The organism is Butyrivibrio sp. INlla16 (genome assembly GCF_900104155.1).
Taxonomy (GTDB): domain Bacteria; phylum Bacillota; class Clostridia; order Lachnospirales; family Lachnospiraceae; genus Butyrivibrio.
In genome coordinates, this window is the sequence record NZ_FMYB01000024.1 from 1 (window position 1) to 17519 (window position 17519).

A 17519-nucleotide genomic window follows, 5' to 3' on the forward strand; every position below is an offset into this window, starting at 1 on the left:
CGTAACCAACTCTCGGAGGACGAAACCTCCCAATCCCTCTTAAACATTGAAAATACAGGCTTTATTGAGTTTTGTCGCTGATGTAAAAAAGAGACAAAACATTATAGAGACAAAACTGTTCGGAATAAAAAAGAGACGAAATGGTTTTGTCTTTTTTTCATAAGACAGCCTACCATATAATACTCCTTTAGGCCATAGGCCGGAAAGGAGAAAAATGGAAACTGTAAGAGAAAATCAGTTGGAGGAGAGGAGGCTGAAGTATGCTGTTTTTACTGTCAGGAACTGCATAGAGAATGGTGAGAGCTTTGACAGATCATTCATTGTACTCAAGAACGAGTATGGGATAATCGAACGGTTCACCAGACTGCAGGATTATGCAGGTATTTACACATACCGGACATACAAGCCGCTTCAGTCCAACCCGGAGCCAAAGCTCTACTACATATGTAAGATGCTGAATTACATACTGGTAGAGAATGGAGGCAGATTTGGGATCAGGCATGTCTTTGACATCACAAAGGATATGATGCAGGAGTTTTTTGACTATTATGCCATGTCTGCCAATTCAGATGGTACGTATCATTCAGAGGGGACGGTGGAGAGGTGCATTTCCTGCTGTACTTTTTTCATGGATGCGATATCTCGTAGGTACGGTGGCTTTGTTAAAGTCACAAAGGAAGAGCTTTATTATGAAACAACGATAAGGCTCCACACAGGAAAACTCAAAGTAAGAAAAATCCCCAAGTTTCAGGCAACCGGGCTGTTTGATGAGAGTGACGGACCGTTCAGGGATATGCCCGCAAAAGTAATGGAACAGCTTCTGCCGATGGCATTTAAGTATGCGCCTGATATTGCTTTTGGTATTGCTCTCCAGGCCTTTGCCGGTCTCAGAGCCGGAGAGGTGTGCAATGTCAGGCAGGAATCCAGCAAGTACGGAGCAGGGCTTCTCTTTGAAGAAGCAGGTGGTGCAGTCAGGAGAATCAGGATTGATCTGAAACACGAATACAGGCTCAGAAATGATGGTGCTGAGGTTGGAAAGATCAAAAAAGAACGTTTTCAGCAGGTATACCCTGATTTCATAAAGGCTTTTATGAGAGCCTATGAACTGCATAAGGCATATCTGAAGACGGTAGATTATGAAGCGGATTTTGCACCTATGTTCGTCAATTCCAATGGTCTTGCCATGTCATATGAGACCTACAGGCGCAAGTTCAAGGTGCTTATCAATGACCATCTTCGTACATGGCTTATAAGCAGTACGGATCCTGATTTCAGACGTTACGGGCAGCTCTTATACGAGAACAGTCTTAGCACTCATTCGCTCAGACACTGGTATACTGTACAGCTGGTTCTCAGAGGATGCGAAGTTGCAGAAGTCCAGTTCTGGCGCGGAGACAAGAATCCGGAAAGTGCTTTTACATATCTTCAGAACAAGGGCGACCTCGTAAGAGAACTGGAGATAACATCGGAAAAGCTCATATCATCACTTCTGGAGATCGGAGGTGAGATGTATGGGCTCGAATAATAAGTATGCGCTTTACAGAGAAGTTATAAATACTGCAAAGGAGTGCTGTTCGCTTTACAGGGATACCATTCCCGGCAGAGATAGTCTTCTCGAATTTATGGATATGAACGGATGGTTCGGCATGACGCCTGAGTTCAGAGATGGGGATGTCTGGGTGGATTCTATGAGTCAGTTCAGACCCCAGCTAATCTTGTGGCTTAAAGCGTATAAGAAGAGCAGGGAAGAAAAAATAGGACTGATGCTTGATGCATACAAGGAGACTTATCCGGATACATGCGGACGTCTCAATGCATTTTTTGAAGCAAATCAGCTTTCGGGGACTCCTTCAGCATACAAGATGACGGATTTTATACTGTCTTCAATTACCAGGGACATGATCCTGTATTCGCAGGAAGAACTTGACGCGATTATAGAAGCCGGAAATAAAGAGATGGATCTGACTGTTATGAAACTCCTGAATTCATTCCTTGACTTTTCTTATGAAGGAAATCCAATCAGTCACTGGAGTTATACATTTGAGTCACGTCAGACAGTACCACAGAACAGGGCAGCGTATACTTTGAATCAGTTTGCGGCTATTTCATATGCTGTGTTCGACCAGCGTTATTGGGATGTGCATGATCTCATAGCAAAGGCATGTTCAAGGAGAAGATTTGCTGACTTATGGCTGTTTACAGCGATGCATTTTATGGGAGCAGTGAGGAAAGGAGATTTTTCCAGGCTTCCGATACCATCACTGCCTTACGACGGTGATGAGGTCAGACGGAAGATTCTGGCAGGTGAGTATACTGCCCAGGAAGCACAGGATGTAACAGATGACCTTATCTTCAGGATAAGAATGCGGCCGAAGAGACCGCATAAAAGCAGTAAACACAGGAGTATTGCTGATCTTAAGATCCAGATTCCATTCAGTCTTCGGGAAACACTTGGCATTATCCTGTCAGTTTCGCTTTCTTACAGAGAAGAAGGAGATCCTTTTGTGGGAACAGAAAGCGATCCAAGGGATGTAACGGATTTCTTTGGAAAAGAGCTGGCTGAAGCTGTGAATGGAAAAATACTGTCAAGAAGAGCTAATAAGTCATATCTTCAGGGAATTGATGCAGAAGGGAACAATGAACCGGGAAGACCAAAGGGATATATGCTTGCATCCCTGGCAAGGAGCCATAAGTGCAGTATCGGAGGCTTATCTGATGTCACACAGGTATATCTGAAAGATGCTGCATTTACAGGATATACTCCGGAATTCATATTGATGGAGATGTATGAAAGGGGCATTTTTGGCTTTATTCCTGTACTCCTTTTGAAAATGTATGCAGGAGAGGACTTTAAGAGGATCGGTGTTACAGATCAGACAAGGCTTATAAAAGAGATTGGGCTTTCTGCGTTTCAGCTTGAAGAGATAACAGAGACGGTTACACGGTCTTATAGCAGGGCAGGAGAGGTTGTTGCGGCAGTCATGGAAGGAAAGGACAGGAATCATATCGGGAAAGTGATCCAGCGTATCGCTGCAGGCGCAGCTCCTGCGAAAAGCGATAAATTCCTGTGCCTGATGACAGCTGCCGACCTTGGATGCCCGGAGCGCTCCAGAAGCGGATGTTTTGGGTGCAGATATGAAATATATACCAAAACATCCATGCAGATGCTTATGAATAACTATGCGAAGCTGTGTGAAAGAATGAAATCCGCAGCGCCTGAGGAAAAGAACCGCATCAGAAACATCTTAAAAGAAGGTGTGCTTTCGGGGATATCTGAAATGATGTCAAGCGTTCAGATGCTTTATCCCGATGCGGATATGGAGCCTATATATCAGATAGCAGAAAGGGGACTGAAAAATGCAGATAGCGATAACGGAAGAAAATAGGGATGGATTTTCCAAAACCCTGAAGCTGGTAAGCCTTGATAAGAAGACCATCAAAGCGGCAAGGGCGAACTTTGGGCGCTTCAGGATAAATGGGGTGATACGTGGGGGCATCTATGACTCGGATGTATGGACATTGTCAGATGATCTCCATGTCAGTGAACTGGCATTTTCCATGGATGAAGACGTGTATGATCGGCATGCCGGAGCATGGCTCGGATGCAGCTTTGAGGTATACAGGGAATCAGTAAAGGCATATATAGCATTGAATCTTGGGGTTCTGGCAAGATCCACACTTTTGACAATGACAACACTTTACAGGCGGCTTACAGAAATGGACTATGGGGACGTTCTGGAACTGCCTGCTGAGGACATACCATATGTGCTGGAACTGATAAAAATGATGCCAGGCGGAAGCCCGCTTCGTGATGAAGTGATTGAAAGTCTTGAAAGAGAGCGCTTGCGTATTGCATCGACAGAAAGGCGGACGCTTGCTGAATTTAAGTATTATCTCCGTTTTGACAGAGAGCTTGGGAAATATTGGAGGGGCTGTCCGGAGGAGAGAAAAATATATTTCTTTCCGATGTATCTGTGGTGGGAGGTTACTGCAATTCTGCCGCTTCGGGTAACCGAATTCCTTCTGACACCGTATGACTGCATAGAAGAAAAGAACGGAAGATTCTATCTTACGATACGCAGGACAAAGATGAAAAAGGGCAGACACAGAGTTTCATACAAGGTTCCCTCGGATTATGAAAAAATGCAGTATGAGATCCCGGAGAGAATCTATAACGATATCAGATGGTATCAGGGGATTCATGATGATGCAGAGGCACATGGCTATAGGAGACCTGAACTTGATACGCTGTTTCTTACGTCTGCAAATCCCTTAAGCGGATATTTCTGCTATGGTATGGCCAGACTCAGGCTCAGAAGCCTGTGCGCAGAGGTCATGAATGATGAGGACTATCCGATCCATCTTGGAGATACGAGACATCTTGCCATGATCAACCTGATCCTTTCAGGCGGTTCACCGGTGATCTGCAAAGAACTGGCAGGGCATGAAAGCATAGATATGAGTTCTCATTACTACGGAAATCTATCGGGAATTGTAGAAAGCATTATATACGAGAAATATAACGGATGGGGTGATGACACAGAGTTCTCCGGGTCTGAGAAGTATTATGCGACGCTCCCGGATAAGACGATACCCGTAGAGGGAGGATGGTGCGATTCGGAAAGCATGATTTCGGGCAGCGTCAGGGATTGCTTTAAAGACTTCGATGGAGAGGACGTTATAGGAAGCTGTATGGGCTGCAGACATTTTTATCCCGAGAAGCAGGGAATTAAGCTCAGGATCATAAATGAGCGGAAAAAGGCAGTTGATGCAGACTGTGAATATCTGATGCAGATGATAGAGCTTGTCAGAAAGGGACAGGGCTATCAGGAAGATATTGCTTCTGCTATGTTGAAGCTCCATGCAGATGCAGAACTTTATGGAGATCTTCTTAAACGCAAATACAAGGGAGGATACAGGTAATGGGCAGACCCAGGAAAACAGAGACAGCTGAACTTATCAGGATAGTTGAGGAATACTTTGAAAATGAGGTTAATGGAAATCCCAGGAAACTCATGTATAACAAGATTGCGGATTACGCATCAGGGAAAGGGATTGATGCAGAGGGTTATCATTTTCGCAGAGATCCGGATGTCAAAAGAAGGATCGAGGAATTAAAGGAAAGCCTTTCGAATTCACTGGAAGATAAAGGGATCGTCTATTATAAGAGCCTTGATGTTGATGGAATTATAAGACAGTGCACAACTCTTGGAGAGCTGAAGCAGCATCTGAGAGATATAGATGCCTACTGGAAGAAGTCGTATCTCGAACTTGCGGATATGTCGAAATCATACAGCAGGATGGTCAAGGAAAGGCAGAGCGAACGCGATGAAGTGGCAAGGTGCAGGGATGAGCTTAAGGAGGCAAGAGACCAGCTTGCCGATATCAAAAAAGAGCTTGGAAGAGAGAAGCAGCAGAATGTCTGGCTCAGGCGCTTCATAAGAGAGAATGTATATCCGGAAGTGGTAAATAAGCTCCTTAGAGATCATAACATCAAGGTTGATGAAAAGGAAGATAAGATCATCAGACCCGAAGCATTTAAGAAGCTCCTTGAGTCTGCAAGACCGCAGGCATTCGATGGGGTGCAGGAAGAGATAAAAAAGCCTGCAACAAGGCTTACGAATATCATGAAAGAGCTGGAAGGGCAGGTGGACTCCATTGAGTAAGCTGATACAGGGAGTAAATGACCTGAAAACGCTTGACCCCGTTCTCGCATCGGAGTGGGATTATGAAAAGAATGATGGACTGACACCTGACATGGTGATGCCGGGATCCGGCAAAAGAGCGTGGTGGAAATGCAGTCTTGGCCACAGCTGGCAGGTCGTTATTAATACAAGGGCTGTCAGAGGGTATGGGTGCCCGTATTGCGAAGGAAGAAAGGCATGGCCGGGCTTTAATGACCTTGCAACGACAATGCCGGAGGTTGCGGCTGAATGGGACTTCGAAAGAAATGGTGACCTGAAGCCGGATGACGTATTGAGCGGAAGCGATAAACGAGTCTGGTGGATCTGCAAACGGGGGCATCATTGGAAAACTGCTGTATATCAGAGAAAGGAAGGACATGGATGTCCTGAGTGTGCAAATCTGACAATGCTTGTCCGTAAGGGAGTAAATGACCTTGCATCTGTCAGACCGGATCTTGCACAGGAATGGGATCATGATAAGAATACGTTTGAACCGGATGAGCTTTCATACGCCTCCGGTCAGGTGGTATGGTGGAAATGCAGTCTTGGTCATACATGGCAAAGGTCGATAAATGCCAGAATGTTCAGAGGTCAGGGATGCCCGTATTGTGCAGGACAGAAGGTCTGGCAGGGTTTTAATGATCTGGCAACTACAATGCCGGAAGTAGCAGCTGAATGGGACTATGACAGAAATGATGATCTTACACCAAAGGATGTGACTGCAGGCAGAGATCTTAAGGTCTGGTGGAGGTGCAGTAAGGGCCACAGCTGGAATGCATATGTATATGCCAGAAAAGCCGGAAGCGGATGCCCTGTATGCGCAGGTAATATCCTGATTCCCGGTGTCAATGACCTTGCAGGTGTAAGACCCGATCTTCTTGCTGAGTGGGATTATGAGCAAAATAGTGATAAGTCTCCTGAACAGGTCGCAGCCGGAAGCTCAAAGGTTGCATGGTGGAAATGCAGTAGAGGTCATTCATGGAAGGCTGCGATATCAAGCCGTGTGAGAGGAAATGGATGCCCTGTATGTGCAGGGAAAAAGGTTGTTATTGGAGTAAACGACCTTGTAACAGTAAATCCCTCACTGGCAGATGAGTGGGACATACAAAAGAATGAATTCAGTCCTGTGCAGATAACGTCAGGCTCATCAAGGCGTGTCTGGTGGAGATGTTCTAAGGGCCACAGCTGGAAGGCTTCAGTTGCAGCAAGGGATAGAAGCAAGACAGGCTGCCCCTATTGTGCAGGAAAAGAGATACTTCCGGGATTTAATGACTTGAAGACTTTGTATCCTGAAGTTATACAGGAAAGATGGGATTATGACAGGAATAAAGATATAATGCCGTCTCAGATAGCTTCGAATTCAGGATTAAAGGTATGGTGGCATTGTGAAAAAGGTCATGTCTGGGATTCAAGACCCGGAGATGTCATAAGAAACGGCTGCCCTGTATGCAGCAATAGACGTGCAATGGCAGGCTGCAACGATCTTCTGAGCATACATCCTGATATCGCAGAGGAATGGGACTATGAGGCAAATGAAGGTCTCAGACCTGAAGATGTCACATATATGACAGGCAGAGTATGTAACTGGAAATGCAGAAAAGGGCACTCATATAAGCTGAGCGTCTACAGCAGGCATAAAGGGGTAGGATGTCCTTATTGCGGTGGAAGGAAGGCGCTGGGCGGCTTTAATGATCTTGCTACTGTGTCGCCGGAACTTGTAAAAGAATGGGATTTTGAAAGAAATCAGGATATAAGCCCCAAGGAGATCCTGCCATTCAGCAATCGCAAGATATGGTGGAAGTGCAGTAACGGCCATCATTACAGGAGCAACCTTAACGCCAGGAATAAAGGGCATGGATGTCCGTATTGCTACGGACTGTTGCCTTCAAGGACGAGACTCGTTCCATGAAACACAAAAAGTATTGCAAATTGTCTTACATTATAGGATAATTGAATCAGAGGTAGACATATGGATTTTGAGTGGGACGAGGAAAAAGAACAGAAAAACATAATCAAGCATGGAATTGATTTTTCAACAGCAGCACTTGTATTTGGTGATGATGACAGGATCGAATTCTATGACGAAGAACACAGCCTTTATGAAGACAGATATATTACCATTGGGTTGGTCGATGATGTGCTGACAGTCGTATACACCATGAGGACTGATACATATCGCATCATATCTGCCAGATTAGCCACAAGGGCGGAACAGGAGGAATACTATGGCAATTAAGAAGGTCAACATTGATGTTAAAAAGAAACCAACAAAAAAACAGACGGAGATGATAAAGGCAGCAAAAAATCTGCCGGTGACCTTTGATGAGGATTCTCCGGAACTGACGCCTGACCAGCTTAAGCGTTTTCGCAGGATTTCCGAGGAAAAGAATGAGGATCGCAGAAAAGGAACGGTCACGTTAAGACTTACACCCAGAGCGCTTCGTAAGGCAAAATCTCTTGGCAAAGGGTATACCAGTGTCCTTTCCAGAATACTGGAGGATGCGTTGGATGATCCCCAGGTCATAGAGAGTCATTTGTAATCAATGAGCGGATTGTCAGGAAGAACATTCCTGGTGATCCGCTTTAATAAACACTGAAGATACATGATAAGTAAATATAGTTTTTGTTAATGAAGGACTGCAAAATATAGCAGTCCTTTTTGTATGGAGGTAAATATGAAGAGGATAAGAGCACCTACCGGCGAATCCCGCTGCATACGAATGGAATCTATGAGATTTCAATGTTAAGGGGAATGTGGCATGACAACTGAATACTGGAATGAGTTCCATAAAAGCGCACCCGGCGCAGATGGTCGGCAAACTATGAGCACCGGATGCAGGGAGTCCAAAGACTCGTACAAATTATAACACGGGAAAGGGACAGATATGGAAACTCAAAGAAACTGCGAGACCCAAATAATTCATTTGAGAATAAGGAGGATGGCCAAAAACGCAGTTAGAAAGGGTGGAATTTTGAGACAAAATTCGGCTCTTTTTATATTTGGGTTTCGTACAAAAATACAAAAAACGACAAAAAAACAGCAATCTGCGTTTTTGGTTTCTAATAACATGGATTTTTTCAATACAGCAATAACACAGCTTTCAACCGTAGTTTCCGCACTGGGCGCCGGTCTCGGGGCATGGGGAGTCATAAACCTGCTTGAAGGCTATGGAAACGACAATCCTGGTGCAAAATCACAGGGAATGAAGCAGCTTATGGCCGGAGGAGGTGTCGTACTCCTTGGAATTAAGCTGATTCCGGAGCTTGCGAAGGTGCTCATTGTCTGATGTACCGGATTTCAGAACGGTTACATTATACCATGGAAAAGGGCTGGGCGACCGGCCCTTTTCCAGAATAATGAATAAACAGGAAAGGAAGATGAAATGAATCCATTAGACTGGATAGAAGATTTCTTCATAAACATGTTCAATGGCGCAAGTGAATCGAATCTGTCATCGCTGATGACTACGATGAATGACCGCGTACAGAACGTGACAACAGATGTATCAACTTCTCCGGACGCGTGGAACACTTCAATCTTTACCATTATCCAGACCATCTCGGATGATGTCATGGTGCCTATTGCAGCAATCATAGTAACGCTTGTCATGTGCTATGAGATCATCCAGATGATCATAGATAAGAACAACTTCTCTGACGGCGATGAGACTGCCATGTTCTTCAAGTGGATATTCAAGGCTGTTGTATCCATATATTTCGTAACGCACTGCTTTGACATCACAATGGCTATATTCGATGTGGGATGTCATGTGGTGGAGGAAGCGGGTAACCTGCTGACCGGAACCATTGACCTGACTACCACACAGGATTCATTGCTGTCCATATTTGATTCAGAAAAAGACAACCTGACAGTATCACAGGCTTTTACCATCATGATAGAAACGACCATTATACGGCTGCTGTTCAATGTAATGGCGATCATAGTGACATGCGTATGTTATTACAGGATGATCACGATTTACCTGTATGTGTCCGTATCACCGGTAACCTTTGCAACACTTGGTAACAGAGAGATGGGGCAGCTAGGAAAACACTACATTAAGTCGCTTCTGGGACTGGCATTCCAGGGATTTTTCATCATCGTATGTTTTGCTATATACGTCTCTATGATGGGAAGTTTCTCACCAAGTACAGACCTGTCCACAGCATTATGGGGAGCAGTTGGAATCACGGTGGTTCTGTGTGCAACGCTTCTTAGTTCAGGACGTATTTCAGAATCAATATTTGGAGCATAAGGGGAAGGAGGAAAAGAGATTGAACAACACACATTTCAGTATCCCTGTGCCGAAAGACCTTCGTGCAGTTAAGACTACAGTCTTCGCAAATCTGACACTCAGACAACTCATCTGTATCGGTATAGGAGCAGGCTTTGGAATACCGACATATTTTCTTTCAAGGGACTATATCGGCTATGACAATGCTGCGCTTGCTATGGTTGCTGTCATGCTGCCGATGTTCTTTTTCGGAGTATATGAAAAGAACGGATGCACCCTGGAAGAGATATGGAGGAGGAAGCTCAGGCACAGATACTGGACACCGAAGATAAGGAAAATGGCAAGGGCAACGGAGCCCGTAATTCAGAATACAAAGGAGCAGAAACTTGAAAGATATAAAGCAGAAGAGAGGAGAAGCAGGAAAGAAGAACGTCCGGAACATTCCAAAGAAGACGAAGCTGTCTTTCGCAGAGCAGTTAAAGCTGTCCATCATGAAAATGAACAGGATACCAAGGACAGCGCAGGACACAGTTCCGTACAGGAAGATGTTCGAAGACGGTATCTGTCAGGTTACCAGGAACTATTACACAAAAACAGTCAGGTTCGAGGATACCAACTATGAGATGGTTTCTGATGGCGTTAAAAAGTCGATATTTGATGGGCTTTGTGATTTCTATAATTACTTTGATCCGTCTGCCACAGTGCAGATGTCATATGTGAATCAGCAGAGTACATTTGCTGATACTATGAAGGCTATCGAGGTAGATGATCAGGATGACCAGTTCAACGACATCCGAGATGAATACAGGCAGATGCTGAGAAAGCAACTGACCAAGGGCAATAACGGACTTGAGAAATTCAAGTATGTGACATTCGGCATTGAATCTGACAACATCCGCACAGCTCGTATCAAACTGAACCGTATGGAAACCGGTATTATGCAAAACCTCCGCCTGATGGGAGTGGAGTCACATTCCCTTGATGGAAAAGAGAGACTGAAGGTAATGCATGGCATTATGAATCCGGGGACAGATGGCAGACCATTTACTTTCTCATATGACAATATTAGGGAGAGTGGAGGCAGTACCAAGGACTATATCGTGCCGATGCGCTTTGACTTTTCTGAGAACGACAGCTTCAGGATGGATAAGACCTGGTGCAGTGTGTCTGTGATAGATATCACCTGCGCAGAGATGTTGGATGACTTCATGAGTAAGTTCCTGCATCTGGATAGGAATCTTATATTCACCATGTTTGTGCATCCGGTCAATCAGAAGGAGGCTATAAAATCCATAAAAGGTTCGCTTTCTGATATCCAGAAAAAGAAGATCGATGAGCAGAAAAAAGCAGTACGAGCCGGGTATGATATGGATCTGATTCCTTCCGATATCAATACATACGGAGAATCAGCCCAGAGCACGCTTAATGACCTGATGCGCCAGAATGAAAAAATGTTCAGGCTCACTCTGATCGTCATGAATTTTGAGGACAGTAAGGATAAGCTGGATTCTTCCATAGAAGCAACCAATGGTGTGATACAGCTAGGCAACTGCACTATGAGAAGGCTTGAAGATATGCAGGAACAGGGCTTTGTATCGAGTCTGCCGCTGGGACTTAATCTGACCGAAGAGTACAGGCAGCTCCCTACAGTCAATACAGCAATCCTGATTCCGTTTACTACCAGAGAGCTTTTCATAAAGGGAAGCTCTTCTTTGTATTACGGACTTAACAGTATCAGTAACAACATGATTCTGGCAGACAGGAAGAGGCTGATCAATCCTAACGGTCTGATACTCGGTGTCCCTGGTGCAGGTAAGTCTTTTTCTGCGAAAAGGGAGATACTTGGAGTGTTTCTACAGACGGATGACGATATCGTAGTTACAGATCCTGAAGGAGAGTATTATCCTCTGATCAACGCACTGGATGGTCAGGTCATACATATATCATCCAGTTCTAACGACTATATCAATCCTATGGATGTGAACCTGGATGTCGTGCGGAATCCTGAGAAATACAAGACCGGTGACGCAGATACAGAAGAAGACATAGGGACGATCGTAAAAGATAAGTCCGCATTTATCATGTCCTTCTGTGAGATCATCATGAACAAGCCTGGCGGCATGGAACTGGACGGCGGTGAACGAAACTTCATAGACCGCTGTGTTAAGCAGATATATGAAAAGTTCCTGTATAACAATCCTACGGAAGAGACTATGCCGACATTGGAAGATCTGTATAACGTAATGATGCAGGAGAGCGAGCATAACGAAAAAGGCAGGAACATAGCAGAATGTCTGGAGATGTATGTACATGGTTCTCAGAATATTTTCAACCACAGGACCAACATCAACCTGAATAACCGTACAGTCTGCTTTGATATCAAGAAGCTCAATACTACGCTTCGTAAGCTTGGTATGTTCATCATTCAGAACATGGTCTGGACGAGAGTATCTCAGAACCGTAATGCCAAGCGCTTCACCAGGTATTATATTGATGAGTTCCATCTCCTTTTGAATCAGCCACAGACGGCCAGCTATTCACTTGAGATCTGGAAGCGTTTCAGAAAGTGGGGAGGCATACCGACAGGCATAACCCAGAATATATCCGACCTTCTGTCATCACCGCAGACCAAGAATATCTTCAATAACAGCCCGTTCATCTACCTACTGAAGCAGTCAGAGCAGGATGTGGAGCTGCTTGCGGAGTATATCGGTTTGTCAGATACAGAGAAGGATTATCTTGTAGCAGCTGACATGGGCTGCGGTATTGTGAAGTTCGGAGATACGATCATCAGCTTTGCAGACCACTATCCGACAGATACCATTACCTATAAACTGCTGACAACCAAGCCTACAGAATAAAAAGAAATATACACCACTGGTGTAGGAGGAGGGAACTTGCGAAATGTGAGTAAAAGTTCGGTAAGTCAGAACAGAATAAAATCATTCAGTTCAGAAGGTGGAGCAGGTAACAGTGCTTCGCCTTCTTCCGTTCAGAGCTTTGGACAGGGTGGGTATTCTGGGAGACTCAAAAAGGTGAGTGAGACTGATAACAATCAGCCTTCTATCAGTGAGAGCACATCCAATGGCTCAAAAAGTTCTCACCTGACAAGAGTGCAGGATAACATCAATGAGTCGAGAACAAGTAGCAACAGCAGTTCAAGGCAGAGCAGTTATTATACACCGCAGCAGTCTGATAGCAAGGTGCAGAAAACAGCTCAACAGAATTCTGGTGGTAAGCACTCCTCCAGACTGAGAGTGGTGAATGAGAATGTAATGTCTGAAAGAAAGCAGATGTTGCATGAAAGCAGCACTGATGTAAGTACAATTGATATCAGTACTAGAGTTGCGAATAATAATGATCGTTCTGTAAAAGGCTTTGAAAAAGTCAGGTCTGTCCGTGGTTATGACAATAAGCTTCAGAAGGTGACAGTCGATGGTAATGGCAAGATCATACATGAAACTGTAGCTGGCAGTAAGGAAAAACTGATAGGCGAGCAGAGCAATATCATTAAAGCAACTCAACCGGCTGCAGAACGGATGAATAAAGTTAAGATCGACCATTATATGAGAGATGCAACCGGAGCACTTATAACTATTGCGGGCAAAGTAAACAGCCAGATAGCTCAGAACCAACAGTCAGGAGAATCGATTCAAAGTGACGAGATAAAGCAGGAAACAGCCATTGTCAAAAGCACTGCCGAGAAGGTCCTATCCAGAGAACCAAAGGTAAATGATAAGAAATTAAAATCTATTATAGAAGCCAATGCAAAATCTGGTGATAAAGCGGAAGGGAAGCTTAGTAAGCTTCTGAAACACAAAGACAGGTTGAAGAACCAGGAAGATCTTACCGTTAAGGCAAAAGGCAATACGAAGTTTCAGAAGGTGACAGGGTTTGATAAGAAGAATCCTAAGTCATCAAAGGACTTTCAGAAGCAGCTCTATCGTAAGAAATATGCCAGAAGCTTTATGAAAAAGCGTTATGGCAAGGCAGCAAGTGCAGCGAATAAAAAGGCAGCTTCCAATACAAGTTCCATGATGAAATCAATGAAGGAAGCTATTCTGAAAGCTCTGAAGAAATCCGGTACTTTGAAATGGTTTCTGGCAGCCGGTCTTGTAGCCATGATTGGAATTATCCTTATCATGGGACTTGTCATGCAGATGGCTATGATCGGTTCAGACTCTGAGGAAGAGATTGTTACATGGCAGTCAGAACCTACGGAGATAGACAAAGCTGCAAGCAATTATTCCAGGATGGAATGTGACCTTCAGGATCAGATTGATAGTGTCCCAACCGATTTCCATGGGTTCGACGAATACAACTATGACATCGGCGAGATACAGCATGATCCGTTCGTCCTGTTATGTTATCTGTCTGCGAAATACGGTAGTTTCACAGCAGATGCAGTACAGCCGGAGCTTGAATCACTGTTTGCGGAATGCTATCAGTTTTCTGCTGTTTCAAGGACTGAGACAAGATACCGTGATAAGACGGATGCTGATGGAAATGTCATCTACGATGAGGATGGTAATGTAGAGCAGGAGTCTTATGAAGTAAAAATCCTTGATGTCACAGTAACAAGTACTCCTCTGACAGAAGTTGTTGAGGGACGTATGAATGCTGAGGAAAAAGGCTTTTATGACGTGTATATGGCTACAAAGGGCAACCTGCAGCAATTCTCATCGCCGCTTGAACTCGATTGGTATTCTACAATCCTTTATAACTACGGATATCAGAAGAATCCAGTAACAGGTGTCGTTGAATTTCATAATGGCATTGATATATCCGTGGCTGAAGGAACTAAAGTACAGTCTGTCCGTAATGGAACCGTAGTTGAGACCGGATATGCAGAGGGCTTTGGTAATTATATCTCAATATCAAGCTCTGATGGATACGTTCACAAGTATGGACATCTTAGTGAAATCAAGGTAAGTGCTGGTCAGTCGGTAGCTACAGGACAGACTATAGGAAAGACCGGAAGCACTTCCAGTATCTTCGGAAGTGAGCTGTATGTGGAGCTAATGTATAACGGCAAGTACATGAACCCGCTTTTTTATATGCAGAACGGAACTGATTATACCGCAAGGGATAATACAGGAAAGGGAAGCGGAGTGAATGTCGGGGATGGTACACCGCCTGAGTCATACAGCGATGCTACAGTACAGAGACTCATGGATGAAGCTGAGAAATATCTTGGAACAGACTATCATCTTCCTGGAGAGCCGCCGGATTCTTTTGACTGCGGATGCTTTGTTACATGGGTATTTACCAAGAGCGGTGTTAAGAGTATGGCTTCAACATCTGCGCAGGGTATCTATAATCAGTGCACGCCGATATCACCTGATGAAGCCAAGGCAGGAGACCTGATATTTTTCCAAGGGACGTATAACAACGGCAGGACTGTCACCCATGTGGGAATATACTGCGGTAACGGAGTAATGATTCATGCAGGTGATCCGGTAAAGTATTCAAACATTAACACGACGTACTGGCAGCAACATTTCTATTCGTTTGGCAGGTTATCATGAATCTGCCGTATCAGAAATTTAAAAACAGTAACCAGCGCAGCTAAGGAGCAAAACCATAGCTGCGCTTATTTTTTTACAAGGGAGGAATTGAAAATGAACAAGGTAGTAAGAACAGCAGCAATCGTTGAGGGAGGTGGATTTGTGTGAAACTTGACAGGCTTATTGAACGCCGGGATAAGAACCGGGCAGAGATTGCAAGATTGCGTGAATTGGACAGGAAGTATTCGGAAAGCGTAGAAAATGCACAGGATGCAGAAATGGTCAAGGTGATCCATCAGCATAAGATTTCCATGCAGGAACTAAAGAATCTGATAAGTGGAAAAATGACTGCTGAAGAAAAGGCAGAGGAAATAAGGTCACAGGAACAAACTACACCACTGGTGCAGGACAAAAAGAATAAGAATTTCTGGGAGGATACAGATGAAGATAACTGAAACACTTAAGAAGGTAAAAGAGAAAGTAGGTAAGAAGCAGGCAGCTATGGCAGTTGCGGCACTTGTTACGGTGAGCGTAGTAGCTGTTTCTGTCGTGACTGGAAAAGGCAATACAAAAACCGTTGATGATGTTGCGGGAAGCATTAGCACAGAAGCGAATTCAAATGTATCACAAAACATTACTCATGACGTGCTGACCAAGACAGATACAGATGAGGCAAAAGATAGCGACACCGGCGCAGAAACGGAGGCAGTAACAGATGATGAAAAGAATAATACTGATAACACTCAGGCTGATGATGCCGATAGTGCTTCATCCGATTCTTCTGTCGGGCGTGATGTGGTACTGAATATCGTATCACCTGATGGCTGGTATTCAGACAGTGCGGAAGTGAAGTTTGAAGTAAAGAACTACACAGGAGATGAGGCGTTCCGCATTATGAATGCCAGAGCCAGAATAGGCTCGGAAGGCACATATGTTGATGTGCTTGAACCTATGGCAATCGAGATTACTGAGAATTGCAGTGTATATCTGGAGATCACAGATGAACAGGGAAATCTCTATACCAAGAGCAAGTCTATTATCTGCTTTGATAAGACTCTGCCTACACTCAGAGCCGGTGTTAGCAATGGCGTATTATCCGTAAAGGCATCGGACACAGAATCAGGTGTGAAGGCTATCTATGTGAATAACACAATCTATGACGAATTGTCAGGCGGCGGAGTTGATATCCAGCTACAGCAGTTCGACTCATATTATAAAAAGTTTGTCATTACAGCAGAGGATTATGCCGGCAATATCTCTTCAGAGTATTCCGTGAACAATCCATATTATGATGACCCGGATAACTCAAATGATGATGACATGAAGAACTCACTTCCTGTATCTGCAGAGACTTCCGGTCCGACATATGCTAGAGGAACGGTGACGCAGCATTCAAGCGAGTACGTTGACGTAGATGGAGCACACAGTATTCCGGGTACAGATTCCGTAGATCCTGATAAGGATGATGACAGCACACCTGATGCTTCAAGCTCATCATCGGACTTAAATGCTCAGAAGAAAGAGTCTATGGCAAAGGCAGATGCAGTTGAAGCTGCTGAGACAGGAAAGACTACAGATGGTACACCATCAACTGGCGATGGTTCAGGAAGCAGTTCATATAATGCGTCAAATAGTAATACCAGCGGAGAAGAGGGAAAAGAGTTCTATACCATCGAGACCAGATCAGGCAAGACTTTTTACATGGTCATTGATAAGAGCAAGACAGATGACAATGCATATCTGCTTACAGAAGCCAGCGAAGATGATCTTATGAACTTTACCGGTCAGGATGCGCAGACACTGAATCAGGACAGCGCAGTTGTTTCCACAGCTCTTCCAAGTGAAACAAAGCTGCCAGAGACAACAGAGGTGGAAAAGACAGAAACAGAGGAAGAGGAACCGGAGGCTGAACCTGAGAAAAAGAACAGCACTGGCAACTATATCATGATCCTACTGGTATTCATAGGCATTATCGGTGGCGGTTTCTACTTCAAGGTATGGAAGCCTCAGCATGATAACCCGGAGTTCGGGGATGATGGTGATGAAGATGGCTCTGAAGCAGACGATGATTTCGGGGACGACAACACATAAAT

The 17519-nt window shown here is 44.4% G+C and carries 14 protein-coding genes; all 14 read left to right on the forward strand.

Annotation, left to right across the window (positions count from 1 at the left end):
* Positions 1-214 precede the first annotated feature (214 nt).
* A complete protein-coding gene (locus BLR42_RS12070; protein ID WP_091866479.1) occupies positions 215-1525 on the forward strand; it encodes a site-specific integrase in 1311 nt (436 codons plus the stop codon).
* A complete protein-coding gene (locus BLR42_RS12075; RefSeq protein ID WP_091866477.1) occupies positions 1512-3386 on the forward strand; it encodes a hypothetical protein in 1875 nt (624 codons plus the stop codon). The genes BLR42_RS12070 and BLR42_RS12075 overlap by 14 nt, the downstream gene beginning before the upstream one ends.
* On the forward strand, positions 3358-4923 hold the full coding sequence (locus BLR42_RS12080) for a site-specific integrase (RefSeq protein WP_091866473.1): 1566 nt from the start codon (positions 3358-3360) through the stop codon (positions 4921-4923). Before BLR42_RS12075 ends, BLR42_RS12080 begins: the two co-directional genes overlap by 29 nt.
* Positions 4923-5666 (forward strand): hypothetical protein, encoded by a 744-nt coding sequence (locus BLR42_RS12085; protein ID WP_091866471.1) that lies wholly within the window; start codon positions 4923-4925, stop codon positions 5664-5666. The genes BLR42_RS12080 and BLR42_RS12085 overlap by 1 nt, the downstream gene beginning before the upstream one ends.
* Positions 5659-7593 carry a zinc-ribbon domain-containing protein gene (locus BLR42_RS12090; protein ID WP_091866469.1) on the forward strand — a complete coding sequence of 645 codons (1935 nt, stop codon included), beginning with the start codon at positions 5659-5661 and terminating at the stop codon, positions 7591-7593. Before BLR42_RS12085 ends, BLR42_RS12090 begins: the two co-directional genes overlap by 8 nt.
* Positions 7594-7653: 60 nt before the next feature.
* The gene (locus BLR42_RS12095; protein WP_091866467.1) at positions 7654-7920 is read left to right on the forward strand and encodes a BrnT family toxin; all 267 of its coding nucleotides are present in this window, start codon (positions 7654-7656) and stop codon (positions 7918-7920) included.
* Positions 7910-8224 (forward strand): BrnA antitoxin family protein, encoded by a 315-nt coding sequence (locus BLR42_RS12100; RefSeq protein ID WP_091866464.1) that lies wholly within the window; start codon positions 7910-7912, stop codon positions 8222-8224. The genes BLR42_RS12095 and BLR42_RS12100 overlap by 11 nt, the downstream gene beginning before the upstream one ends.
* Positions 8225-8752: 528 nt before the next feature.
* Entirely contained in the window at positions 8753-8971 is a 219-nt protein-coding gene (locus BLR42_RS12105) for a Maff2 family mobile element protein (RefSeq protein WP_091869540.1), read from the forward strand.
* Between the two features lie 96 nt (positions 8972-9067).
* Entirely contained in the window at positions 9068-9940 is an 873-nt protein-coding gene (locus BLR42_RS22350; protein ID WP_139165150.1) for a VirB6/TrbL-like conjugal transfer protein, CD1112 family, read from the forward strand.
* A 19-nt stretch (positions 9941-9959) separates the two neighbouring features.
* Positions 9960-10541, forward strand: coding sequence for a PrgI family protein (locus BLR42_RS23555; RefSeq protein ID WP_242879306.1), 582 nt, complete (start codon positions 9960-9962; stop codon positions 10539-10541).
* On the forward strand, positions 10426-12780 hold the full coding sequence (locus BLR42_RS12120) for a VirB4-like conjugal transfer ATPase, CD1110 family (RefSeq protein WP_242879308.1): 2355 nt from the start codon (positions 10426-10428) through the stop codon (positions 12778-12780). Before BLR42_RS23555 ends, BLR42_RS12120 begins: the two co-directional genes overlap by 116 nt.
* A 45-nt stretch (positions 12781-12825) precedes the next feature.
* Positions 12826-15447, forward strand: a complete 2622-nt coding sequence (locus BLR42_RS12125; protein WP_139165151.1) for a CD1108 family mobile element protein — start codon at positions 12826-12828, stop codon at positions 15445-15447.
* 143 nt (positions 15448-15590) lie between these two features.
* Positions 15591-15881, forward strand: a complete 291-nt coding sequence (locus BLR42_RS12130; protein ID WP_091869392.1) for a hypothetical protein — start codon at positions 15591-15593, stop codon at positions 15879-15881.
* Complete coding sequence (locus BLR42_RS12135) at positions 15868-17517, forward strand: CD1107 family mobile element protein (protein WP_091869395.1); 1650 nt, start codon at positions 15868-15870, stop codon at positions 17515-17517. Before BLR42_RS12130 ends, BLR42_RS12135 begins: the two co-directional genes overlap by 14 nt.
* Positions 17518-17519: the final 2 nt, after the last annotated feature.

What these genes read in the sequence shown, in the direction of transcription:
- BLR42_RS12070 (WP_091866479.1), top strand. Translation starts at nt 215, where the DNA reads ATGGAAACTGTAAGAGAAAATCAGTTGGAGGAGAGGAGGCTGAAGTAT.
- BLR42_RS12135 (WP_091869395.1), top strand. Translation starts at nt 15,868, where the DNA reads ATGAAGATAACTGAAACACTTAAGAAGGTAAAAGAGAAAGTAGGTAAG.
- BLR42_RS12075 (WP_091866477.1), top strand. Translation starts at nt 1,512, where the DNA reads ATGGGCTCGAATAATAAGTATGCGCTTTACAGAGAAGTTATAAATACT.
- BLR42_RS12095 (WP_091866467.1), top strand. Translation starts at nt 7,654, where the DNA reads ATGGATTTTGAGTGGGACGAGGAAAAAGAACAGAAAAACATAATCAAG.
- BLR42_RS12105 (WP_091869540.1), top strand. Translation starts at nt 8,753, where the DNA reads ATGGATTTTTTCAATACAGCAATAACACAGCTTTCAACCGTAGTTTCC.
- BLR42_RS12100 (WP_091866464.1), top strand. Translation starts at nt 7,910, where the DNA reads ATGGCAATTAAGAAGGTCAACATTGATGTTAAAAAGAAACCAACAAAA.
- BLR42_RS22350 (WP_139165150.1), top strand. Translation starts at nt 9,068, where the DNA reads ATGAATCCATTAGACTGGATAGAAGATTTCTTCATAAACATGTTCAAT.
- BLR42_RS12085 (WP_091866471.1), top strand. Translation starts at nt 4,923, where the DNA reads ATGGGCAGACCCAGGAAAACAGAGACAGCTGAACTTATCAGGATAGTT.
- BLR42_RS12080 (WP_091866473.1), top strand. Translation starts at nt 3,358, where the DNA reads ATGCAGATAGCGATAACGGAAGAAAATAGGGATGGATTTTCCAAAACC.